The organism is Microbacterium ginsengiterrae, from assembly GCF_014205075.1.
In the GTDB taxonomy this organism is placed as follows: Bacteria; Actinomycetota; Actinomycetes; order Actinomycetales; family Microbacteriaceae; genus Microbacterium; species Microbacterium ginsengiterrae.
Genome location: NZ_JACHMU010000001.1, coordinates 1451803 through 1474912, shown reverse-complemented (window position 1 = coordinate 1474912; position 23110 = coordinate 1451803). Strand labels below are relative to the sequence as shown.

The 23110-nt window shown below is 68.6% G+C and carries 21 protein-coding genes; 8 read left to right on the top strand and 13 right to left on the bottom strand.

From position 1 onward, the window contains the following. Positions 1–4: 4 nt before the first annotated feature. The 3 genes from HD600_RS07400 to HD600_RS07390 all read right to left on the bottom strand — a co-directional run bounded on the left by HD600_RS07400 (position 5) and on the right by HD600_RS07390 (position 3329). Positions 5–895, bottom strand: a complete 891-nt coding sequence (locus HD600_RS07400) for a carbohydrate ABC transporter permease (protein WP_144794428.1) — start codon at positions 893–895, stop codon at positions 5–7. Then, on the bottom strand, positions 892–1932 hold the full coding sequence (locus HD600_RS07395; RefSeq protein ID WP_144794426.1) for a carbohydrate ABC transporter permease: 1041 nt from the start codon (positions 1930–1932) through the stop codon (positions 892–894). Before HD600_RS07395 ends, HD600_RS07400 begins: the two co-directional genes overlap by 4 nt. Positions 1933–2018: 86 nt before the next feature. Continuing rightward, positions 2019–3329, bottom strand: a complete 1311-nt coding sequence (locus tag HD600_RS07390) for an ABC transporter substrate-binding protein (protein ID WP_338402177.1) — start codon at positions 3327–3329, stop codon at positions 2019–2021. Positions 3330–3573: 244 nt separating this feature from the next. Here HD600_RS07390 and HD600_RS07385 point away from each other — a divergent pair, with 244 nt between their 5' ends. Further along, positions 3574–4104 carry an adenine phosphoribosyltransferase gene (locus HD600_RS07385; protein WP_184282645.1) on the top strand — a complete coding sequence of 177 codons (531 nt, stop codon included), beginning with the start codon at positions 3574–3576 and terminating at the stop codon, positions 4102–4104. A 6-nt stretch (positions 4105–4110) separates the two neighbouring features. Here the strand turns inward: HD600_RS07385 and HD600_RS07380 are convergent, their stop codons facing one another. Beyond that, a complete protein-coding gene (locus HD600_RS07380; protein WP_144794420.1) occupies positions 4111–5109 on the bottom strand; it encodes a cation diffusion facilitator family transporter in 999 nt (332 codons plus the stop codon). After that, on the bottom strand, positions 5106–5582 hold the full coding sequence (locus tag HD600_RS07375; RefSeq protein ID WP_144794418.1) for a transporter substrate-binding domain-containing protein: 477 nt from the start codon (positions 5580–5582) through the stop codon (positions 5106–5108). Before HD600_RS07375 ends, HD600_RS07380 begins: the two co-directional genes overlap by 4 nt. Positions 5583–5750: 168 nt before the next feature. On the opposite strand from HD600_RS07375, the gene purS reads away from it, so the two are divergent. Both purS and purQ read left to right on the top strand, forming a co-directional pair. Beyond that, positions 5751–5999 (top strand): phosphoribosylformylglycinamidine synthase subunit PurS, encoded by a 249-nt coding sequence (gene purS / locus HD600_RS07370; protein ID WP_144794416.1) that lies wholly within the window; start codon positions 5751–5753, stop codon positions 5997–5999. Next, the gene (gene purQ, locus HD600_RS07365) at positions 5996–6703 is read left to right on the top strand and encodes a phosphoribosylformylglycinamidine synthase subunit PurQ (RefSeq protein WP_184282643.1); all 708 of its coding nucleotides are present in this window, start codon (positions 5996–5998) and stop codon (positions 6701–6703) included. Before purS ends, purQ begins: the two co-directional genes overlap by 4 nt. 260 nt (positions 6704–6963) lie before the next feature. Here the strand turns inward: purQ and HD600_RS07360 are convergent, their stop codons facing one another. Continuing rightward, on the bottom strand, positions 6964–7404 hold the full coding sequence (locus HD600_RS07360) for a DUF1761 domain-containing protein (RefSeq protein WP_184282641.1): 441 nt from the start codon (positions 7402–7404) through the stop codon (positions 6964–6966). Between the two features lie 75 nt (positions 7405–7479). Here HD600_RS07360 and HD600_RS07355 point away from each other — a divergent pair, with 75 nt between their 5' ends. The 4 genes from HD600_RS07355 (at position 7480) to nhaA (ending at position 12636) form a co-directional block, all read left to right on the top strand. Further along, on the top strand, positions 7480–8406 hold the full coding sequence (locus HD600_RS07355) for a 2-hydroxyacid dehydrogenase (RefSeq protein WP_338402176.1): 927 nt from the start codon (positions 7480–7482) through the stop codon (positions 8404–8406). Positions 8407–8578: 172 nt separating this feature from the next. Continuing rightward, positions 8579–10240 carry a glycoside hydrolase family 13 protein gene (locus HD600_RS07350; protein WP_184282639.1) on the top strand — a complete coding sequence of 554 codons (1662 nt, stop codon included), beginning with the start codon at positions 8579–8581 and terminating at the stop codon, positions 10238–10240. A gap of 9 nt (positions 10241–10249) precedes the next feature. Next, positions 10250–11269 (top strand): LacI family DNA-binding transcriptional regulator, encoded by a 1020-nt coding sequence (locus tag HD600_RS07345; RefSeq protein WP_184282637.1) that lies wholly within the window; start codon positions 10250–10252, stop codon positions 11267–11269. A gap of 92 nt (positions 11270–11361) precedes the next feature. Beyond that, entirely contained in the window at positions 11362–12636 is a 1275-nt protein-coding gene (nhaA, locus tag HD600_RS07340; protein ID WP_184282635.1) for a Na+/H+ antiporter NhaA, read from the top strand. 6 nt (positions 12637–12642) lie between these two features. Here the strand turns inward: nhaA and HD600_RS07335 are convergent, their stop codons facing one another. The 7 genes from HD600_RS07335 to HD600_RS07305 form a co-directional block, all read right to left on the bottom strand. Next, positions 12643–14139: a SulP family inorganic anion transporter gene (locus HD600_RS07335; protein WP_184282633.1), complete on the bottom strand. Its 1497-nt coding sequence runs from the start codon at positions 14137–14139 to the stop codon at positions 12643–12645. Between the two features lie 219 nt (positions 14140–14358). Beyond that, positions 14359–16602: an exo-beta-d-1,3/1,6-glucosidase gene (locus HD600_RS07330; RefSeq protein WP_184282631.1), complete on the bottom strand. Its 2244-nt coding sequence runs from the start codon at positions 16600–16602 to the stop codon at positions 14359–14361. Further along, complete coding sequence (locus tag HD600_RS07325; protein WP_184282629.1) at positions 16595–17656, bottom strand: ABC transporter permease; 1062 nt, start codon at positions 17654–17656, stop codon at positions 16595–16597. Before HD600_RS07325 ends, HD600_RS07330 begins: the two co-directional genes overlap by 8 nt. A gap of 2 nt (positions 17657–17658) precedes the next feature. Next, positions 17659–18741: an ABC transporter permease gene (locus HD600_RS07320; RefSeq protein WP_184282627.1), complete on the bottom strand. Its 1083-nt coding sequence runs from the start codon at positions 18739–18741 to the stop codon at positions 17659–17661. After that, positions 18738–19544 (bottom strand): ABC transporter ATP-binding protein, encoded by an 807-nt coding sequence (locus HD600_RS07315; RefSeq protein ID WP_184282625.1) that lies wholly within the window; start codon positions 19542–19544, stop codon positions 18738–18740. Before HD600_RS07315 ends, HD600_RS07320 begins: the two co-directional genes overlap by 4 nt. Next, a complete protein-coding gene (locus HD600_RS07310; protein ID WP_184282623.1) occupies positions 19541–20365 on the bottom strand; it encodes an ABC transporter ATP-binding protein in 825 nt (274 codons plus the stop codon). The genes HD600_RS07315 and HD600_RS07310 overlap by 4 nt, the downstream gene beginning before the upstream one ends. 223 nt (positions 20366–20588) lie before the next feature. Next, a complete protein-coding gene (locus HD600_RS07305) occupies positions 20589–22256 on the bottom strand; it encodes an ABC transporter substrate-binding protein (RefSeq protein WP_184282621.1) in 1668 nt (555 codons plus the stop codon). 161 nt (positions 22257–22417) lie between these two features. On the opposite strand from HD600_RS07305, the gene HD600_RS07300 reads away from it, so the two are divergent. Beyond that, complete coding sequence (locus tag HD600_RS07300; protein WP_338402175.1) at positions 22418–23074, top strand: TetR/AcrR family transcriptional regulator; 657 nt, start codon at positions 22418–22420, stop codon at positions 23072–23074. Positions 23075–23110 lie beyond the last annotated feature (36 nt).

Genomic DNA, 23110 nt, shown 5'->3' with positions numbered 1-23110 from the left:
TGGGTCATCCTTTCACCGCGCCCGCCATGATGCCACTGACCAGCTGCTTGCCCGCCACCACGAACAGGACGAGCAGGGGCAGGGTCGCCAGCACGGCACCGGTGAGCACGATCGAGTAGTCGATGTAATACCCGGACTGCAGCTGGCTCAGCGCCGTCTGCAGGGTCGGGTTCTGGGGGGAGAGAACGATGAGGGGCCACAGGTAGTCGGTCCACGCCGTCATGAACGTGAACAGACCGAGGATGGCCATCGCCGGGCGTGCGGCGGGGACGCCGACGGTGAGGAAGGTGCGGAACTGGTTCGCCCCGTCCATCCTCGCGGCCTCGATGAGCTCGTCGGGGATGACGTCGACGAGGTACTGGCGCATGAAGAACACCCCGAACGCGGTGACGAGCGTGGGGACGATGACCGCGCCGATCGACCCCGTCCAGCCGAGCTCGCGCATGACCATGAACAACGGGATGATGCCCAGCTGCGTGGGAATCGCCATGGTCGCGATGACGAAGATCATCATCCCGTCGCGGCCCTTGAACCGCAGCTTCGCGAAGGCGTACCCGGCGAGGGTGGAGAAGCTGACGACGGAGATCGTGATGATCGACGACACGAGCAGCGAGTTGCCCAGGGCCAGCCAGAACGGGATCGCATCGAACACCTTCGCGGCGTTCGCGAAGAAGTTGCCGCCGGGGATCAGCGGCAGGGTCTCGCCGCGGGTGGCGTTCGTGCCGCTGGCGACGACGACCGACCACCACAGCGGGTACACGCTGCCGATGATGAACGCGGCCAGCAGTCCGTAGGTGAGGAAGCCCGGGCGGCTGCCGATGCCCGCGGTGCCCGTCGATGCGCCGCGGCGGCGACGGATGCGCTCCGGGACACTCAATGCCTGCGTGGCGGTCATCGCGCCACCTCCTGATTCTTGCGTGCGCGACGGCGTGCAGCGCGGTTCGGCGTCGGCCCCGCCCCCGTGGCGATGCGCCGGGAGAGCAGGAAGTTGATCACGCCGATCGCCACGATGAGCAGGAACAGCAGGATCGCGACGGCGGATGCCTCTCCGAGGTTCCGCCGGAAGAACGCCATCTCCCACAGGAACAGCACGGTCGTCTGGAACTGGCGGTCGCTGCCGCCGATGCCGCCGGCCGTGGAGACGTCGAACAGTCGCGGCTCGGCGAAGATCTGCAGACCGCCGATCGTCGCGGTGATGATGACGAAGATGAGCGTCGGCCGGATCGTGGGGATCGTGATCGAGAAGAACCGGCGAGCGGGGCCGGCGCCGTCGATCGCGGCGGACTCGTACAGGTCCCGCGGCACGGCCTGCATCGCGGCGAGCAGGATCAGGGCGTTGTAGCCCGTCCAGCGGAAGTTCACCATCGTCGCGATGGCGATGTGGGAGAGGAACGTGTTGTGCTTCCACTCCTGGTCGACGATGCCGATGAGGTTGAGCAGGTTGTTGGCGAGGCCGTCGGCCTCATTGAAGATGCTCGAGAAGATGATGGCGACGGCGACCGGCGTGACGACGAACGGGATGAGGACGCTCATGCGCCAGAACGTCGGAGCGCGAAGGCCCCTGTCGAGGAGATAGGCGATGAGGAGGGCGACGGACAGCTGCGGGATCGCCGAGAGCAGGAAGATGCTCAGCGTGTTGAAGATCGAGTTCCAGAACATCCCGTCGCCGAGGATCTCGACGAAGTTGCCCAGTCCGACGAACTCCCCCTGGCCCTTGAGGAGGTCCCACTCGAACACCGCGACGTAGATCGTGTACAGCAGCGGGAACAGTCCGACCAGTCCGAACAGCAGGAAGAACGGCGACACGTAGAAGTACGGGGAGGCGTTCTGGTCGAACCGCGACAGGCGGTGGCGCAGGGAGCGCTTCGCGGCGGGCGTCGCCGCAGAGGCTGTGCCCTCTGTGCGCTGCTCCGGTGGGGCGGTGAGAGTCATGAGGAGTCCTTGACGTCGTCGGGATGCATCGACGGGCCCGGCAGCCGCGGCGCGAACGCCGGGCCCGTCGATGCGAGTGCGTCGGGTCAGCCGACCAGCTCGTTGAGGAGCTTGACGGCCTGGTCCCAGGCGCCCTGCGTGTCGGTCTCGCCGCGGTCGAGCGCGCTCAGCGCCGGCCCGAAGACGTTCTCCTGGATGATCGAGTCGTCGGCACCCTTGAACTGCGCCACGACGCCCTTCGCGCGCTCAGCGAGGATCGATCCGGTCGGTGCGTCATTGAAGAACGCGTTCGGCGCGGCATCCGCGGCGAGGGTCTCCTGCGCCTCGGTGGTCGAGGGGAAGTTGCCGGCTGCGGTGGACTGCTTCACCTGCTGCTCGGGCTGGGTCAGCCAGTCGGCGAGCTCAGCGGCCGCCTCCTTGTGCGCGGACGACTCCGGGATCGACAGCCAGGCGCCACCCCAGTTGGCCGCACCACCGGGGAAGACATCGGCGAAGTCCCAGCCGGTCTCGGCGTCGCCGCCACCGGCTTCGACCTGCCCCTGCACGACACCGAGCATCCAGCCGGGGCAGACGAACGTGGCGAAGGTGCCGTCGACGAACGACTTGCCGCCGTTCCAGTCCCATGCCGCCTGCGCGGCGGACTGGCCGCCCTCGGTGGCGGCGCCGAGCAGCTCGAAGCGCTCCTGCAGTTCGGCGTTGCCCTCGACGTTCAGCTCGCCGTCCGAGGTGTAGTAGCCCTCGTCGAGCTGGTTGACCATGGCGTTCCAGACGAAGCCGGAGTGGTCGTACCAGGCCTTGCCGGTCTTGGCCGTGTAGTCGGCGCCGACCTCGAAGTACGTCTCCCAGCCTCCGTCGAGCAGCTCGGCGACGGACTCGCGGTCGCTCGGCAGGCCGGCGGCCTCGAATGCGGCGCCGTTGTAGCAGATGCCGCTGGGGCCGATGTCGGTGCCGTAGCCGATGACGCGGCCCTCGGCGTCGGCGCCCTGCTCGTACTTCCAGTCGACCCAGTCGCCCTTGCGGTCCTCGATGCCGTAGTCGCGGAGGTCGACGAAGGTGTCGGAGACGTCCATGATGGCGCCGAGCCAGCCCTCCTCGATCGCGACGATGTCGCTGAGGCCGGAGCCGGCGGCGATCTTCGTGAAGGCGTCGGTGCGGGCGTTGCCACCGGTGTCGATGTTCGTGGCCTCGATGGTCACGTTCGGGTGCAGTTCCTCGTACTCCTCGTAGAGGTCGTCGTAGCCGAACGTGCCGAAGGTGGTGATCGTCAGGGTGACGTTCTCGTCGCCACTGGACTCGGATCCGCTGCCGCCGTCGGCGGCACAGCCGGCGAGGGCGAGGGCGGAGACGGATGCGACGGCTGCTGTGGTCAGCATCCGTCGGCGCGTGGATGTGTTCACGGTTCACTCCTTTGTGTGCGGTGGTGTTGCAGAGGTGGTTCGGGGCTTGCCAGCGTATGGGAGCGCTCCCACAAGCTGTCGGATCACTGTATGGGAGCGCTCCCATGGTTGTCAAGCATCCGCGTGCCTCCTCGCCGCACGGGCACAACTCCGGAACTTTTCGCGGATTCAGGTGCCGACGGCAGCCGCTCAGCCCGATCCGGCCGAATTCTCCGGAGTTGTGCACCGCGAGTACCCTTGCCAGGTGCCCACCACCGAACAAACCCCCGCCCTCGCCCGCGCCGAGGCGCTGATCCGGAGCATCCCGGACTACCCGGAACCGGGCATCCTGTTCCGCGACATCACCCCGCTGCTCGCCGATGCCGAGGCGCTGCGTGCGACCACGGATGCGATCATCGAGCCGTTCGCCGGCCAGTTCGACGTCATCGCGGGCATCGAAGCGCGGGGATTCCTCATCGCCGGCGCAGCGGCGATCGCCGCAGGAACCGGGCTCATCCCCATCCGCAAGGCCGGCAAGCTCCCCCGGCCCGCCGCGTCAGTGGACTACGCGCTCGAGTACGGCACAGCGACGATCGAGATGCACGACGACCTGCCTGCCGGGTCGCGAGTGCTGCTCATCGATGACGTCCTCGCGACGGGCGGCACGCTCGCCGCCGGTCGCCAGCTGATCGAGCGTCTCGGATCCCACGTCGTCGGGATCTCGGTGCTCTTCGAGATCGACGGCCTCGGCGGCCGCGACCTCATCGGCGACCTGCACACGGTGTTCCACTCCTGAGGCCGATCACCGGTTGCGCTCGGACTGACGGTCGCCGCTGTCGCCACCCACTTCCTCCGGCAGCTCGTCGATGGGGATGAGGACGATGTCCTCGATCTTCCAGTCCAGGGCGATGCAGTCATCGCGCGCCTTCGTGAGGCGCCGCAGCGACGGCATCCTGCCCTTCCGCGGAACGATGAACGACTCCACATGGAGAACGTGTCCCTGATCGCGGACGCGTGATCCGGCCTCCTCCACCCAGTGCAGTCCGCGCAGGTGATCGTCGATCTTCGCCCTCAGCGGGTGCGGCTCGCTGTCGTCGAAGGTCGTCGCCGCCGTGTCCATGAGATCCGTGATGGCGCCGCGCAGGTTCTTCACGCCGTCCCAGAGGATGCTCGCGGCGATGAGGAGAGCCGCAGCGGAGTCCGCCCACCACAGGCCGAAGCCGATGCCGGTCACACCGGCGATCGTCCCCACCGCCGTCATCCAGTCGGCCTTGTTCATGTCGGCATCCGCGTACAGGACCTTGTCGTGCAGCTCCTTCGCCAGCCGCATCTTCACCCGGCCGAAGTAGATCGGCAGCGGGATCGTCAGCGCCATCACACCGATCATCAGCCACCCGAGCCAGATGGACTGCCCGAACAGCACGATCGTCCCGATCGGCGGATGCTCCGCGCTGATGAGCCCCGTGACGGAATCGATGATGAGGAAGGCCCCCATCGCGAACAGCGCGACCCCGGCGACGAGGTGCGCGACACCGGCGGAGCGGTGGAAGCCGTACGGGTACTTGCGCGTCGGCGGCCGGTTCACGATGCGCATCGCGACGAGGAACGCGATGGGCGGAGCGAGCGAGAGCAGGTCCTCGATCCAGGCCGCCTTCATGGCCTGCGAACTGCCCATGACCACGAAGACCGCGGTGATCGTGACGGCGAGATACCCGATGGTGAGCCACTCGATCCGCACGGCAGCGTGGGCGAGGCCCTCCTGGCGTTCGGGCAGCTCCGTCCGGCCGAACCGGCGGGTCATGATCCCACCTCCTCGAGCAGGTACGACTCGAGGGTGGACAACAGGCGGTTCTCGCCCATGCGCACGATCATCACGTGCTTCTCCGGACCGTCCTCCCCGCTGACCTCGGTGTAGACGCGGGTCATGCCGCCCCGGTCGGACCATGGGGTGTCGTCGAGGAAGCCGCCGACGACCATGTCGATCCTGCCGCGCTCCAGGTCCTGGAGAAGCCGCGCTTCACTGCCCTCCGTCCACTCGACCTCGGCGTCCAGCCGGCCGGCGAAGCCCGAGACGAGGTCGACCTCGGTGCCCGCCGGGTCTCCCGGGCCGTCGAGGACGACCCAGGGCGGATTGTCCGTCACGCCGACCCGCAGCACGCCGCCCTCGACCCGCTCGGTGGTCCCGTGCGGATCCGCCGGGACCTGGATGCCGCAGCCCGTCAGCGCGAGGACGAGGACGACCGCCGCGCCGAGCACACCTCGAAATCTCCTCATGAGCGCGACCATAGTCACCCCGGCTCGCGTCCGCCGGGGGCCTTGACTTCCCGCGACGAGCGAGGGCGGGTCCGGTCCCGTCGAGGGCGCCCCCGAAGGCGCCGCGCAGCGCATCAGGTGGCCAGTAGACTGAACCTGCCCGCCTTCCCGCGACTTCCGGAGCCGTTCATGCCCACCATCGTCGTCGACGTCATGCCCAAGTCCGAACTGCTCGACCCGCAGGGGAAGGCCGTCTCCGGCGCGTTCGAGCGCCTCGGCGTCACCGGTTTCGGCGACGTGCGCATCGGAAAGCGCTTCGAGCTCACCGTCGACGGCGAGGTCACCGATGAGGTGCTCGCCCAGGCGAAGAAGCTCGCGGAGGACGTGCTGTCCAACTCGGTCATCGAGGATGTCGTCGGCATCGAGGTCGTCGAGTGAGCGTCCGCATCGGCGTCATCACCTGGCCGGGGTCTCTCGACGATCGCGACGCGCAGCGCGCCGTCCGCCTGGCCGGCGGCGAGGCCGTCGCGCTGTGGCACGGCTCCCACGATCTCGAGGGCGTCGACGCACTCGTCCTCCCCGGCGGCTTCAGCTACGGCGACTATCTGCGCTCCGGTGCGATCGCCGCGCTGTCGCCGATCATGGCCGAGGTGAAGGATGCCGCGGCGAAGGGCATGCCCGTCCTCGGCATCTGCAACGGATTCCAGATGCTCGTCGAAGCCCACCTGCTGCCCGGTGGACTGATCCGCAACGACCACCAGCACTTCGTCCGGCGCGACCAGAAGCTGGTCGTCGAGAACTCCGACACCGCGTGGACGAACACATTCCGCCGCGGCCAGGAGATCGTCATCCCATTGAAGAACGGTGAGGGCGGATACATCGCCGATGACGAGACACTCGACCGTCTCGAGGGTGAGGGCCAGGTGGCGTTCCGCTACACCGGCGTGAACCCGAACGGGTCGCTGCGCGACATCGCCGGCGTCACGAACGAGGCGGGGAACGTCGTCGGCCTCATGCCGCACCCGGAGCACGCCACCGAGCCGGGCTTCGGACCGGACACCTCGGCCGCCATGCGCTCCGGCGTCGACGGGCTGGGGTTCTTCGCCAGCGCGATCGCCGCCGTCACGCGCGTCGCCGCCTGAGTCGGGACGCCTTCCCCGCTCCTCATTCCCGCACGCCTGCAGGATCACGGGTCCCGCACGCCTTCACCGGCCTCCTCGCGCGCACGCTTGCAGGGCCGAGACACGAATGCAGGAGCATCCTGCGGCGTGTCGCCCTGCGTGCGTGCTCTCACCCTGCATCCGTGGGGTGAAGCAGGCGGGCGGCGGATGCCTGCGGGGCAGGCGGGCGCACGGGCGGACACCGACGGACGGATGCTGCGGACGAGGGAACGCCGGGCCGGTCAGACCGTTCCGGCGGGCGGCCACAGTCCGATCACGGCGCCCATGACGAGGAACGTCACGAGTTCGTGCGCGATGTTGAGGACCGTGAGTGTGGTCGGGCGCCGCTCGAAGCCGTCGTGCGTGATGAACCGCGCGGCGGTGAAGCCGGCCCACAGCAGGATCGCGGTCACGATCGCCGCGCCGAAGAACGACCCGTCGTAGAAGTGCCACGAGATGGCGGATGCTCCGGCGAGCACCCATGCCGACGCGAACCCCATGACGGCACCGATGACGAGCGGCATCCAGGCCTGGGCCGCCGTCATGTTCGGGTCGTTCAGGTCGACGCGGGCGAGCTTGGCCCACCGTCTGCCGAACACCTTGGGCGTGTACCAGATGGAGCCGACGATCATGCTCCCCACTGTGGCGATCAGCACGGCCCAGTAATTGATCTCGGGAATCATGCGTCCTCCTCCTCGAGGTGCCCGTTGCAGGCCGAGCGTACTCCGCGGCCGGCGACCGGTCGATAGGCTCGTCGTGTGAGCCTCTTCGTCACCGTTCCCACACCGCAACTCGCCGACCGCCTCGGCTCGCTCCCTGAGGGGGTCGAGCTCGCCGTCTGGGACATGCAGTCCCCCGCGCCGCGCGAGCGGATCGACCTCGCCGTCCAGCCCTACATGGGAGGAACGCAGGCGCTCCGCAATCTGGAGGGCCTCGACATCGGCCTCGTCCAGAGCCAGTCGATCGGATACGACGGCGTCTCGGAGCTGCTTCCGGACGGCATCCCGTTCGCGAACGCCGCGAGCGTGCACGAGACCTCCACCGCCGAGATCACCCTCGCGCTGACGCTCGCCGCGCAGCGTCAGCTGCCCCGATTCGTCCTCGCGCAGCAGCACGGCGAGTGGTCGCCGGTGTTCGCCGAGAGCCTCGCCGACCGCCGGGTGCTGCTGGTCGGCTTCGGCGGCGTGGGCGAGGCGATCGCGATGCGCCTCGAGCCGTTCGAGATCGACCTGACAGTGGTGGCGCGCACCGCCCGCCCGGTCTGGCATGAGCGGCTCGGACGCGTGCAGGTGCACGCGATCGACGAGCTGCCCTCCCTCGTCCCCGACGCCGAGATCATCATCCTCGCCCTCCCCGGCGGCGACGAGACCCACCACCTCTTCGACGACGAGCTCCTCGGCGCGATGGCCGACGGCGCCCTGCTCGTCAACGTCGGGCGAGGCACGCTCATCGACACCGACGCGCTCGTACGCCAGGAGGGTCGCATCCGTGCGGCCCTCGATGTGCTCGATCCCGAGCCGCTTCCCGCGGAGCATCCGCTCTGGAAGACCGACGGCGTCCTCATCTCGCCGCACGTCGGCGGCGCGTCGACGGCCATGAATCCGCGCATCACGAAGCTCATCCGCGGCCAGATCGAGCGGATGCTGCGCGGCGAGACCCCGACGAACATCGTCCTCGGCGACTGATCTCCACACGGTGCCCGCTGATCCCCGCACGGATGCAGGGCGCTCGCACGCCTGCAGGGTCATCCGGCGGCGTGTCGCCCTGCATCCGTGCCCGGCCCCTGCATCCGTGCGAACGACTCCCCGCCGAGCGGCACCCTAGAGGCCCTGTAAGCGTTTGCAGTATGCTCGACGCATGACAGAGATCGAACAGTTCGCAGCGCCCGGTTCCGAGTGGTGGCGGAGCGCCGTGATCTACCAGATCTACCCGCGCTCCTTCGCCGACGCCTCCGGTGACGGCATCGGTGACCTCCCCGGCATCACCAGCCGCCTCGACTCGCTGCAGGAGCTCGGCGTCGACGCGATCTGGCTGAGCCCGTTCATGACGAGCCCGCAGAAGGATGCCGGTTATGACGTCGCCGACTACCGCGACGTCGACCCGATCTTCGGCACCCTCGCCGACTTCGACGAGATGCTCGAGGCGGCGCACTCCCGCGGCATCCGCGTCATCGTCGACCTCGTCCCCAACCACTCCTCCGACCAGCACGTCTGGTTCCAGCAGGCGCTGAAGGCGGCGCCGGGCAGCCCCGAGCGCGCCCGCTACGTGTTCCGCGACGGACGCGGTGAGAACGGCGAACTGCCCCCAAACAACTGGGAGAGCGTCTTCGGCGGCGGGATGTGGGAGCGCATCACTGAGCCCGACGGCACGCCGGGCCAGTGGTACCTGCACATCTTCGACGCCACCCAGCCCGACTTCGACTGGACCAACGAAGAGGTCCGCGAGGAGTTCCGTTCGATCCTGCGCTTCTGGCTCGACCGCGGTGTCGACGGCTTCCGCGTCGATGTCGCCCACGGCATGGTCAAGGAGGCCGGCCTGCCCGACTACGCTCCGGTCGAGGATGCCGACTCGATGGGCGGCGGCGAGGAGAACGTCCCGTACTGGGGCCAGGACGCCGTGCACGACATCTACCGCGACTGGCACAAGGTGCTCGCCGAGTACGACGGCGACCGCGCCCTGTGCGGTGAGGCCTGGCTGCCGACGCTGAAGAAGACGGCACTGTGGGTGCGTCCGGATGAGATGCACCAGACCTTCAACTTCCCGTATCTCATGACGCCGTGGGATGCCACGCAGCTGCGTGACATCATCCGTGAGTCGCTGAACGAGTTCGGGGCCGTCGGCGCCCCCAGCACCTGGGTGCTGTCGAACCACGACGTCGTCCGTCACGCGTCGCGCCTGGCGCTGACCGCGGAGAACCCGCAGGGCGAGGGCATCGGTCCGAAGTCGGAGGGCAAGCCCGACCCCGAGATCGGTCTCGCCCGCGGACGCGCAGCCACCACGCTCATGCTCGCCCTCCCCGGGTCGTCGTACCTGTACCAGGGCGAGGAGCTCGGGCTGCCGGAGGCGATGGAGATCCCCGACGAGTTCCGTCAGGACCCGACCTGGTTCCGCACCGAGGGCGAGCGCTACGGTCGCGACGGATGCCGCGTCCCGATCCCGTGGGAGGCGCAGGCTCCGGCCTTCGGATTCAACGACACCGGCGACTCCTGGCTGCCGCAGCCGGCCGAGTGGGCGTCGTTCGCCCGCGACGTTGAGCAGGCGGATGCCGATTCCACGCTGAACCTCTACAAGACCCTGCTGCAGGAGCGGCGCGAGCGCGAGCTCGGCGTCGGTTCTCTCGTGTGGGAGGACCTCGGTGACGCGGCAGTGGCGTTCCGCCGCGGCGACCTGCATGTCGTGGCGAACATGGGCGACGAGCCGCTGGAGCTCGGCGATGGCGTCACGTTCGTCGTCCGCAGCCGCCCGTTCGACGGCACGGCCGTCCCTGCCGACACCGCCGCCTGGTACATCAGGAGCTGATCGGGCCGCATGGTCAGCATCGATGAGGTCGCGCGACTGGCCGGGGTGTCGACAGCCACGGTCTCGCGCGCCCTCAGCGGCCGCGGATACGTCTCCGAGGCATCGCGCGAGCGCGTGCGGACGGCCGCGCAGCAGCTCGGCTACGTCGTCTCGTCGCGCGCGTCGAGCCTGGCGTCGGGCCGCACGAAGAACATCGGCGTCATCGTCCCGTTCCTCGACCGGTGGTTCTTCAGCACGGTGCTCTCCGGGGTCTCCAGCGCACTGATGCGCCGCGGCTACGACATCACGCTCTACAACATCACCGCGGACGAGGATGTGCGACGGAGCGTGTTCGAGACGGCGCTGCGCCGCCAGAGGGTGGATGCCGTGATCGCCGTCGCGATCGAGCTCGACGCCCACGAGACCGACCTGCTGGTCGCGCTCGGTCTCCCCGTCATCGCGATCGGCGGCCCCAACCCCGGACTCGACACCCTCACGGTGGACGACTTCGCCGTGGCACGACTCGCCACCGAGCACCTCTTGGGGCTCGGCCACACCGCGATCGCGCACATCGGGGCGAACCCGGAGTTCGACATGGACTTCCACATCCCCACGAACCGTCGTCTGGGATTCGAGAGCGCACTGGCCGATGCCGGTGTCATTCCCGATCCCGCCTATCTCGAGCCGGCGGACTTCACGGTCGACGGCGGCTACCGCGCGGCGAAACAGTTGCTCGGGCGGCCTGGACCCCGTCCGACGGCGGTGTTCGCGGCATCCGACGAGATGGCCATCGGCGCCGTCCTCGCCGCCCGCGACCTGGGCTTCCGCGTTCCGGAGGATCTGTCGGTCATCGGCATCGACGGCCATGAGCTCGGCGAGTTCTTCCGGCTCACCACCGTCGATCAGTTCCCGCTGGCGCAGGGCGAACGGGCCGCGGATGCCGTGCTCGCCAAGCTCGAGACGAACGCGGAGCCCCACTCCGAGGAGCAGGCCGCCCTTCCGTTCGAACTCATCGTGCGCGGGACGACGGCGCGGCTGAGGGACTCCTGAGCGCGCGCACGGAGGGCGGCGCCCGCTAGGCTGTCTCGAGGAGTGTCGGGAAGCCTGGTCGACGTCATCTGTCGTCGACCCGAAAGACGCCCATGCCGTCCGAAGCACCCCGCACACGCTCCCTCTTCCCCTCCTCCTCCGCCACCGAATCCCTGCGCATCGGTGAGATCCTCCGCAAGGAGACGGTCGGGGGCATGCTCCTCGTCGTCCTCGCCGTCGTGGCGATCCTGTGGGCCAACTCCCCCTGGGCGGAGACGTACTTCGCGATTCGGGACTTCGAGATCGGATACGAGCCCTGGCACCTGCGGCTGTCCGTCGGGGAGTGGGCGGCCGACGGGCTCCTCGCGATCTTCTTCTTCCTCGTCGGCCTCGAGCTCAAGCGCGAGTTCGTCAGCGGCGACCTCCGGCGCTTCAGCACGGCGATCGTGCCGATCGTCGCGGCGGTCGGCGGAGTCGCCGTCCCCGCGCTGATCTACGTCACCGTCGTCGCCGGTTCTGCGGAGGCATCCCGGGGGTGGGCGATCCCCACCGCCACCGACATCGCGTTCGCCGTCGCGGTGCTCGCCGTGATCGGATCGCACCTTCCTGCCGCGCTGCGGATCTTCCTGCTCACACTGGCCGTCGTCGACGACCTCATCGCGATCGGCATCATCGCGGTGTTCTACACCGAGACGGTCGAGGTCATCCCGCTACTGCTCGCCCTCGCCGTGATCGCGGTCTACGGGGCCATCGCGCAGGTGTACCGCCGCTTCTTCCGCATGCGCCCGAGCGCCGCGTGGCTGATCCTGCTGCCGATCGGCGTCGTCGCATGGGCGCTGCTGCACGCCTCCGGCATCCACGCCACGATCGCCGGCGTCCTGCTCGGGTTCACGGTTCCCGTGCTGCACCGCAGGGCGGAGCGCGCGGACGAGACCGGCCTCGGTCTCGCCGAGGAGTTCGAACACCGCTTCCGTCCGCTGTCGGCGGGGTTCGCGGTTCCGGTCTTCGCCTTCTTCTCGGCAGGTGTCGCGATCGGCGGAGCCGAGGGCATCGCATCGGCGGTCTCCGATCCGATCGTCATCGGGATCGTCCTCGCCCTCGTCCTCGGCAAGCCGCTCGGGATCACGGCCGCGACGTGGATCATCACCCGGGTGCGGCGGATCGACCTCGACCCTGACCTGCGCTGGACGGACATCGCCGGGGTGGGCATGCTCGCCGGAATCGGGTTCACCGTGTCGCTGCTCGTGGCCGAACTCAGCTTCGCTCCGGGGACGGCGGCGCACGACCATGCGAAGGTGGCGATCCTCGCCGCATCCGTCCTGGCCGCGGCGGCGGCATCCGTGCTTCTCACCATCCGGAATCGGCGCTACCGCCGCGAGGCGGACTGACCGCGCTCAGGCGGGCGGGAACCCGCCGGTCAACCGGTCACGGAAGGTGCCGCTCGCCTCGTTGAGCCCTCGAAGCTCGACGGTCTTGCCGTGCTGGGCGTACTTCGTCTCGATCGCGTCGAGGGCGGCGACCGTCGACGCATCCCAGATGTGCGAACGCGACATGTCGATGACGACGAGCTCGGGGTCGTCCGCGTACTCGAACTGGGTCGTGAGGTCGTTGCTCGACGCGAAGAACAACTCCCCATCGACGACGTAGTGCGCCACCCCGTCGGTCAGCGTGCGCGTCACCGTCGCGAAGTGCGCGACACGCCTGACGAACAGGACGGATGCCGCGATCACCCCGACGATGACGCCGACGGCGAGGTTGTGCGTGATGACGACCGCGAGCACGGTGAGGAGCATCACTGCGGTCTCGCTCTTCGGCATCCGCCGCAGCGTCGACGGACGGATGCTGTGCCAGTCGAAGGCGCCGATCGCGACGATGATCATCACGGCCACCAGCGCCGCCATCGGGATGGTGGCGACGAAGTCTCCGAAGACGACGACGAGCAGGAACAGGAACACACCGGCGAAGAACGTCGAGATGCGGGTGCGCGCACCGGACCCCTTGACGTTGATCATCGTCTGGCCGATGACCGCGCAGCCGCCCATCCCGCCGAAGATCCCCGACAGCATGTTGGCGACGCCCTGCCCCCAGGCCTCACGGGTCTTGCGCGAGCGGGTGTCGGTGATCTCGTCGACGAGCTTCGCCGTCAGGAGCGTCTCCATGAGACCGACGACCGCGACACCGAGCGCGAAGGGCGCGATGATCGTGAAGGTCTCCCACGTGAGGGGCACGTTCGGGATGAACAGTTCGGGCAGGCTCCGCGGCAGCTCGCCCTGGTCGCCGACGGTCGGCACCCGGATCGCGAACACGATGACCACCGCTGTGACGATGACGACGGAGATCAGCGGCGCGGGGATCACCTTCGTGATGCGGGGCATGAAGACCATCACGACGATGCCGAGGGCGACCAGCGGGTACACCAGCCACGGGACGTTCAACAGATGAGGCACCTGCGAGCTGAACACGAAGATCGCGAGCGCGTTGACGAATCCCGTCATCACACTGCGCGGGATGAAGCGCATGAGCTTGGCGACGCCGAGCACGGCGAGGAGCACCTGGAAGGCGCCGGCGAGCAGCACCGTGGCGATGAAGTAGTCCATGCCGTAGAGCGGAGCGACCGGGGCGATGACGAGGGCCACGGCCCCCGTCGCCGCTGTGACCATCGCCGGGCGGCCACCGAGGAACGCGATGGAGACGGCCATGATGAACGACGAGAACAGCCCGACCTTCGGGTCGACGCCGGCGATGACGGAGAACGCGATCGCCTCGGGGATCAGCGCGAGGCCGACCACGAGGCCCGCGAGGACCTCACGGGTGAGGATCCTCGGCGACCTCAGGGCGGTGAGGACGGAAGGCTGGGGCCGGTAACGCGCGCGGTCGTCGACGGATGACATGCGGAACTCCAGGGGTGAACGCCCCGAGCGGGGCAGATCAACTGTAGCCCCGGCCCGCGGCGCCGGTCGCCCGGCGGCGGAGCCCGGCCGCGGAGGCGGGCACAACTCCGGAGAATCCGCACGCTTCGCGCCCGCACGAGCCGCGAACACAGGGATCTGCGAAGAATCTCCGGAGTTGTGCCCCGTACAGGCGGCGGGCGGCCGGGCCGGACGAGCGGCTCAGCTCACCCTGAACGGCGCGGACAGCAGCACGTCGTCGCGTGACGACGGCCCGACGAGCAGCGCGAACTCCCCCGGCTCCACGACGCGCGCGCCGGCGGCATCGACGATGGTGCACTCCGCGACGGGGAAGTCGATACGAACCCGCTCGGTCTGCCCGGGGGCGAGCGCCACCTGCCGGAAGGTCTTCAGCTCCTTCTCGGCCCAGCTCACGCTGGTGACCTCGTCGCGCACGTACACCTGCACGGTCTCGACGGTCGGCCGGGAACCCGTGTTCGTCACGGTCACGTGCGCCGTGATCGTGGCGGATGCCGTGAGCTCCGGCTCCTCGATCATGAGGTCGGTGTAGCTCACGGTCGTGTACGAACGTCCTTCCCCGAACGCCCACGCCGGCGCCTGGGTGAGGTCGGCGTAGCGGTCGCCGTGCTGCCCGCGGATCTGGTTGTAGTACGTCGGCTGCTGCCCGGCGTGCCGGGCGAACGAGATCGGCAGGCGACCGGTCGGCTCGATCGCCCCAGTGAGCAGTTCGGCGATCGCCCGCCCGCCCTGCATGCCGGGGTTGGCGACCCACAGCACGGCTGCTGCGCGCTGCACGGACGGCGGCAGCACGAGCGGCTTCGACGCCATGAGCACGACGATCACCGGGGTACCCGACTCGACGAGCGCGTCGAGCAGGGCGGCCTGCCCGCCGAGGAGCTCGAGCGTGGCCGTCGAGCGGCCCTCGCCGTAGAGACCCCGGGCGTCGCCGACGACGGTGATGACGGCATCCGCGGACGACGCGGCGTCGACGGCTTCGGCGATCTGCGCGGCGTCCGCCGGCACCGACCGCACCACCGGCGGCCGCGGCTGCCCGTCGGGCCAGGTGGCCCCTGCGGGGTCGGGCTCCAGAGTGAGGATGTCCGCCCCGCGGGCATGCACGACCTCCCATGGCGCGATCTCACGCAGCCCGTCCAGCACCGTCGTGATCATCTCCCGCGGCTGCCCGTCCAGCCAGCCGGCCTGCCCTGAGCCGCCGGCCCAGTCGCCGAGCTGCTCCTGCGCGTCGTTGGCCAGCGGTCCGACCACCGCGATGCGCCGCGTGGCGGACGGCGCGAGCGGAAGCGTTCCGTCGTTCTCGAGCAGCACGAGCGAACGCCGTGTGACGTCGAGGTTGAGTCCGGCGTGCGCTGGCGTGCCGACGACGGCATCGAGGTCGGCACGCGGCGTCCGCGGATCCTCGAAGAGCCCGAGTTCGAACTTCAGGGTGAGGATGCGGGCGACCGCAGCATCGAAGGCGTCCTCGGCGAGCAGACCACGCGCGACGGCATCCAGCGCTCCCTCGAAGAACGTCGGCGTCGTCATGATCATGTCGTTGCCCGCGCGGACCGCGGCCGCCGCGGCGCGCGTGATGTCCGGCTGCACGCGCTGCTCCCACACCATGCGTCCGACGTTGTCCCAGTCCGTGATGAGCGTGCCGGTGTACCCCCACTCGCCGCGCAGCACGTCGCTGAGCAGCCAGTCGTTCAGCGTGATCGGCACACCGTCGGTGGTCTGGTAGCCGAGCATGAAGGTGCGGCATCCCTCCCGCGCGACGCGTTCGAACGGCGGGAGGAACCAGGAGCGGAGCTTGCGCCGCGAGATGTCGGCCTCCGAGGCGTCCCGGCCGCCCTGCGTCTCGGAGTAGCCGGCGAAGTGCTTGGCCGTGGCGAGGATTGCTGTCGGATCGTCGAGCCCGTCGCCCTGATACCCGCGCACCATGGCGCTCGCGAGTTCGCCGATGAGGTGCGGGTCCTCACCGAAGGTCTCGTTCACCCGCCCCCAGCGCAGGTCCCTGGCGATGCAGAGCACGGGCGAGAAGGTCCAGTGGATGCCGGTCGCGGCCACCTCCACGGCTGTCGCGCGTGCGACCTTCTCGACGAGGGAGGGATCCCAGGATGCCGCCATGCCGAGCTGTGTCGGATAGATCGTCGCCCCCGGCCAGAACGAGTGACCGTGGATGCAGTCCTCCCCGACGATGAGCGGGATCTGCAGACGCGTGCGAAGAGTCAGTTCGCGGGCGGCGACGATGCGCTCCGGCGACGTGTGCAGGATGGAACCCGCTCCACGGCGGAGCACATGGTCCTCGAGGTCGTCCCTGGCGTCGAGCTGCAGCATCTGCCCGACCTTCTCCTCCAGGGTCATGCGTCCGAGCAGGTCGGCGACTCGCTCCTCGACGGGCAGGGCGGCGTTGCGGTACGGGTGGAGGTCGAGCAGCGTCTCAGTCATTTCCTGTGTTCTCTTGCGTGCGACCCGCCTCGCGGACGGGTTCCGAGCGGACGGTGGTCACGGCGTCGTTGACGTCGAGACCCTTCTTCTTCATGGCGCGAGCACGCTCTCCGGCCGAGCGCAGTCGCGGGTTGACGTACTCGTCGATCCCGAAGTTGATCAGCGACAGCGCGACCCCGATCGCGGCGATGCAGAGCCCAGGGGGCAGGTACCACCGCCACTGGTTCTGACCGAAAGCGCCCTGCGCCGAGGCCCAGTTGAGGATCGTGCCCCAGTTGTAGGTCGTCACCGGGATGACGCCGATGTAGGACAGCGTGGTGAGACCGAGGATCGCGGCGGTGACCGTTCCGACGAAGCTCGCGGCGATGAGCGCCATGAGGTTCGGGAGCATCTCGACCGTGATGATCCGGGCCAGCGGCTCCCCGTTGGCCCGCGCAGCCTGGATGAAGTCCCTGTTGCGCAGCGACATCGTCTGCGCGCGCAGCACACGCGCGCCCCACGCCCAACCGGTGAGGCCGAGCACGGCGGCGATGAGGACGAGCGGAGGCTCCTCGAACATCGCCGAGACGATGATGATCAGCGGCAGTCCGGGGATCACGAGGAACACGTTGGTCAGTGCGGAGAGCGATTCGCTCTTCCACCCCGAGACGTATCCGGCGATGACGCCGACGGTGATGGCGATGACCGTCGCGATCACCGCGGCGAGGAAGCCGACGACGATGACGCCTCTCGTGCCGTGGATCACCTGGCTGAGGACGTCCTCGCCGATATGGGTCGTCCCCAGCCAGTGCGCGGCGGACGGCGGCTGCAGGCGTGCGGAGTTGTCGACCTTGGTCGGCGAATACGGAGCGAGCACGTCGGCGAAGATCGCGATCAGCACGAAGAACCCCAGGATCGCCAGGCCGGTGAGCGACTTGCCGTTGCGGAACATCGCGAACGCGCCGGCCAACCGGGCCCGCAGGTTCTGCTCAGGACGCCTGCCGTCGCCGGTCGTCGTGCGGATGAGGAAGGTGTCGGGGGTGCCCGCCCTGCGGGCGGCGTCTGTGGTGGTCATGTTCAGCTCTCCGTCTGACGCGTGCGCGGGTCGAGGAACGCGTAGGCGACGTCGGCGAGGATGTTCGCGACGAGCACCGACAGCGTGATGACGAGGAACACGCCCTGCATCAGCGCATAGTCCTTCGCGTTGGTGGCATCCAGCAGCAACTTGCCGACGCCCGGATAGCTGAAGACCATCTCCATGACGATCGTGCCGCCGACGATGAACCCGATCGACAGCGCGAAGCTCTGGATCTGCGGGAGCACGGCGTTGCGTGCCGCGTATCCCCACAGCACCCGGCGATTGGGCATGCCCTTGGCCTGGGCGACGGTGATGTAGTCCTCGTCGAGGACCGTCAGCATCATGTTGCGCATGCCGAGCATCCATCCGCCCAGCGACGCGATGACGATGGTCAGCAGCGGCAGCGTGCCGTGGTGGATGACCTGCCCGACGAACTCGAGGTTCCAACCGGGCACCGTCCCGACGCCGTAGGCCTTGCCGATCGGGAACCAGCCGAGGTTCACCGAGAACACCGCGATCGCGAGGAGACCGAGCCAGAAGTACGGGATCGTGCTGAGGAATGTCGTGATCGGGATGAAGACATCGAGGCGGCTGCCCCTGCGCCAGCCGATGAACGCACCGCCGATCGTGCCGACGGCGAAGGACACGATCGTGGCGAGTCCGACGAGTCCGATCGTCCACGGGAGCGCCTGTCCGATGACCTCGGTGACGGGGCGCAGTCCGTGCAGGAGCGAGACGCCGAGGTCGCCCTGCAGCAGCAGCCCCCAGTAGTCGAGGTACTGCTGCCAGAGGCTCTTGTCGGTGTCGAGTCCGAGCAGCGCGCGCAGGGCGTCGGCCGCCTCCGGCGAGACGTTGCGATTGCGCGCGAGGTACTGGCTGACCGCGTCGCCCTTCATCATGCGCGGCAGGAAGAAGTTGATCGTCAGGGCCGCCCACAGGGTGAACAGGTAGAAGGCGGCGCGACCGCCGAGGAAGCGCCACGGGATCCGGGAGCGGCCGGCCACGGCACGCGTCGCCGTCGTGCCGACCTCGACCGCGTCGACGTGCTCATCGACGGGCAGCTGGGGTTCCACCGCGGTCATCGCGCACCTCCACGCTCACCGGCGGCGGCGAAATGTCGTTCCGGGTCGGGAGAGGCCGCGCGCAGCTCCTGTGTGTACGGGTTCTGTGGGCGCAGGATGACGTCGTCCGCCGTGCCGTGCTCGACGATGCGGCCCTGGTTGAGGACGATGATCTCATCGCTGAAATGACGAGCGGTGGCCAGGTCATGGGTGATGTACAGCACACCGAGTCCTTCCTCGCGCTGCAGGTCGGCGAGCAGGTTCAGCACGCCGAGACGGATGGAGACGTCGAGCATCGAGACGGGCTCGTCGGCCACGAGGATCGCGGGTCGGGATGCGAGCGCGCGGGCGATCGCGACGCGCTGGCGCTGCCCGCCGGAGAGCTCATGCGGACGGCGGTCGATCACGGCATCCGGGTCCAGACGCACCCGCTCGAGGAGGCGTCGCACCTCGGCCTCCGTCTCGTCCTTCGGCACGACGTCGTCCAGGCGCAGAGGGCGCTCCAGGTGGTATCGGATCGAGTGGTACGGGTTGAGGGAGGCGAACGGATCCTGGAACACCATCCGCAGCTGCTGCCGGTACGTCCGAAGACCGCGACCTCGACGCGGGATCGGGCGGCCGTCGAGCAGCACCTCGCCGGTGGTGGGGCGCTCGAGCTGGGTGAGGATCTTCGCGATCGTCGACTTTCCGCTGCCGGACTGACCGACCAGGCCGATCGTCCGCCCGGATTCGAGCGTGAAGCTCACGTCGTCGAGCGCTGTGAGCTGGCCCGCACCTCGCACGCTGTAGACCTTGGTGATGCGACGCAGTTCGAGGGTGCTCATCTGGTCACCACCCCTCGCTCGCCGGTGAGCCGCGGGAACGATGACAGCAGGGTCTTCGTGTAGTCGTCCTGCGGGTCCCGCCAGATGCGCTCCGCCGTGTCGAGCTCGACGATCTCGCCCTCGCGCATGATCGCGATGCGGTCGCTGATCTCCAGCAGCAGCGGCAGGTCGTGGGTGATGAAGATCACCGAGAAGCCGAACTCCGCGCGCAGCTGCGAGATCTGACGGAGGATCTCGCGCTGCACGAGGACGTCCAGTGCGGTGGTCGGTTCGTCCATGACCATCAGTTGCGGGCGCAGGGCCAGCGCCATGGCGATCATCACGCGCTGGCGCATGCCGCCGGAGAGCTCGTGCGGGAAGGACCGGGCCCGCTGGGATCCGACCTTGACGATCTCGAGGAGCTCGGCGACGGCCTCCCTTCGCTCCTTCCGGCGCATCCCTGGGCGGTGGACCTCGAAGACGTCCTCCAGTTGCGAGCCGACCGTGGCGACGGGGTTGAGCGCGTTCATCGCGCCCTGGAACACCATCGACACCCTGTCCCAGCGGAATCGGCGCATCTGCTCCGTGTCGAGCGCGTTCACATCGACGTCGATGCCGTTCGCGTCGTGGAACACGACGGTCCCGTCGGTGATGACGGCCGGCGCCTTGAGGAGCCGCTGGATGCCGTAGGCGAGCGTGGTCTTGCCGCATCCGGATTCACCGGCGAGTCCGAGGATCTCGCCGCGCTCCAGCTCGAGGGTCACATTCCTCACCGCCCGGACGGGCGGATCGACGTCGTACACGACCGAGAAGTCGCGCACGGAAAGCAGGGGATCGGGCATGGGGTTCCTTTTCTGGGCAGGCGGCGGTTTCGACTCGCTGCGCGCTCAACCCGTTTCGTCTGCGGCCTTCGGCCTCCGCTCAACGACCCGCGGAGACCTCCGTAAGGGGCGTCGAGCGACCGGCGGCCTCCCGCGCGGGTCGTTGAGCGAGCGCAGCGAGACGAAACGCGTCGAGCGAGGAGCGGAGCGACGAGTCGAGACGTCGCCCCGCTCGGCATCCGCCCTACTTGGCCTCGAGGTTCGTCAGGATCTGGACGATCGCCGGCTGCGTCGGGTCGGCGGAGGCGTACTGGTCGTCCTCGGTGGGCCAGCCGACGTAGTTGCGGGTGTTGTACTCCCCGAGGAGCGGGTGCGCGCCCAGCGGGATGGCCGGGACGTTCTCGGCGAACGCCGTCTGCAGCACGGCGGATGCCTCGGCGCGCTCCTCGTCGGACGAGGCGTTGGCGTACGTGTTCAGTGCCTCGGTGACGGCCGGGTCATCGAAGCGGCCGAAGTTGAACTGGGCCTTGTCGTCGACGATCCACTTCGGGTCCATCGTCGAGGTGTACAGGCCGTACACGTTCCCGGTGTCCTCGAGCCAGTGGATGATCGCCTGGAAGGTGCCCTCCTGGCGCGCGGCATCCCAGCCGCCCCAGTCGGGCTGGTCGACCTTGACCTCGATGCCGAGGGCCTCGTCGAGCTCCTCGGCGATGAGGGCCTGCTCGGTGTTCCAGTCGCTCCACCCGGAGGGGACGGAGATGGAGAAGGAGACCGCTTCGCCGTCGGGGTCGATGAGAGCGTCGCCCTTCCACGTGTAGCCCGCGTCTGTGAGGATCTGCCTGGCGCGATCGACGTCGACGGAGTACTCGGCATCCTGATACTCGGGGACGATCTCGTCCGCGAGCACCGATCCGAGTCCCGTGACGTTCCACACCGCCTCGCTCGCGCCTTCCCTCGCGATGTCGACGTACGCGTCGCGGTCGATCGTCCACGCGAGCGCCTCGCGCAGCGCCGGGTCGTCGAAGGGCTTGGTCTGCAGGTTGAAGAACAGGGTTCCGGCGCCCGCCGTCGGCGAGACGAGGAACTGGTTGTCCGGATCGACGGACAGATAGCTGTCCTCGATCTGCGGCAGGAACGCCTGCGCCCAGTCGGCCTCGCCGGAGGCCAGTGCGGTGGTGAGGGCGGCGTTGTCGCCGTACGAGACGTAGTGCAGCTCGGGGACGGCGAGCTCCCCGCCCCAGTAGTCCTCGTTCGCGGCGAGGGTGACCGACTCGGTGGTCCAGCTGGAGAGCACGTAGGGCCCCGTGCCGACGGCGAGGCCGTCCGCGGTGAGCGGGTCGGTGTTGGGGTCCTCGATGTCCTCCCAGATGTGCTGGGGGACGATCGGGGTGTGCAGCACGCGGGACTGCGCAGTGAACTTCGAATCGCCGAACGTGAGCGTGATGCGGTCGCCGTCGACCGTCGCGCCCTGGTAGTTCAGACCAGAGGAGTCGGCGAGTCTTCCGTCGAGGTACTGGTCGAACGTGAAGACGATGTCGTCGCCGGTGAACGGTTCGCCGTCGCTCCAGTTCACTCCGCTGCGGGGAACCACGGTGAGCTCTGTGTAGTCGTCGTTCCATTCGACGGATTCGGCGAGCCAGGGTGTCGTGCCGAGGTCGCCCGTGGGGTTGACGAGGGCGAGCGGCTCGAAGATCACCTTCGCGTAGCCGTACTTCGATGCGGAGGAGTCGCCGAGGAAGGGGTTGTGGGACTCGGTGGTGATCGCGCCGTCCGGCTTGGCGATCGTGAGTGCGGCGCCGGATGAGCCGGAGCCGCCGTCGGCGGAGGACTCCGACGACGAGCACCCGGCGAGCGCGCCGACACCGAGGGCGGTGATCGCGCTGATCGCGATCAGAGATCTGCTGAGCTTCATTGCTTCTTCTCCTTGGACACGGTCTTTGTGCGGGGCGGGAGTGCCCTGTCGTACATCGCTTACTCGTGAGAAAGTAAACTGAGGGTGAGGTTACCGACAAGTAAGTAAGCGTGCAAGCACCAGAGATCGGACCGTTACACTCACGAGTGAAAGGGGATGCTGTGGCCACTGAAGCGAACGGTTCCACGCGCATTGCGACGCGACCGGCCACCCGGCAGAAGCGCGCCGACATCGTCAAGGCCGCCGTCGAGATCTTCGGCAACAAGGGATCGACCAACGGCACGCTCGCGGATGTCGCCGAGCGCGTCGGCATGACGCACGCCGGCGTGCTGCATCATTTCGGGTCGAAGCAGAACCTGCTGCTCGCGGTGCTCGCGTACCGGGACCAGGCCGACGTCGCAGAACTCGACGACAAGCACATCCCCGGCGGCGCCGACCTGTTCCTGCACCTCGTCCGCACTGCGTTCGTGAACGCACAGCGCCCGGGGATCGTGCAGTCGTACACGGTGCTGTCTGCGGAGTCGATCACCGACGGTCACCCTGCACGCGGATTCTTCGAGGAGCGCTACACGACGCTTCGGCGGGAGATCACGGATGCCTTCGGCCGGCTCTGCGCCGACGAGGGGGTGACCGATCCGGAGAGGGTGGCCGCCGCATCCGCCGCGATCCTCGCCGTCATGGACGGCCTGCAACTGCAGTGGCTGCTGCATCCGGACGTCGTCGAGCTCGGCCCGACGACCGAATTCGCCATCCGCGCGATCGTGAACGGTGTGCTGCATCCGGGTCCTGAGCTCTCCTCCTACGCCGGACACGACTGAGTCGGCTCCCGACGCCCCGCGGCTAGGCTCGAGGCC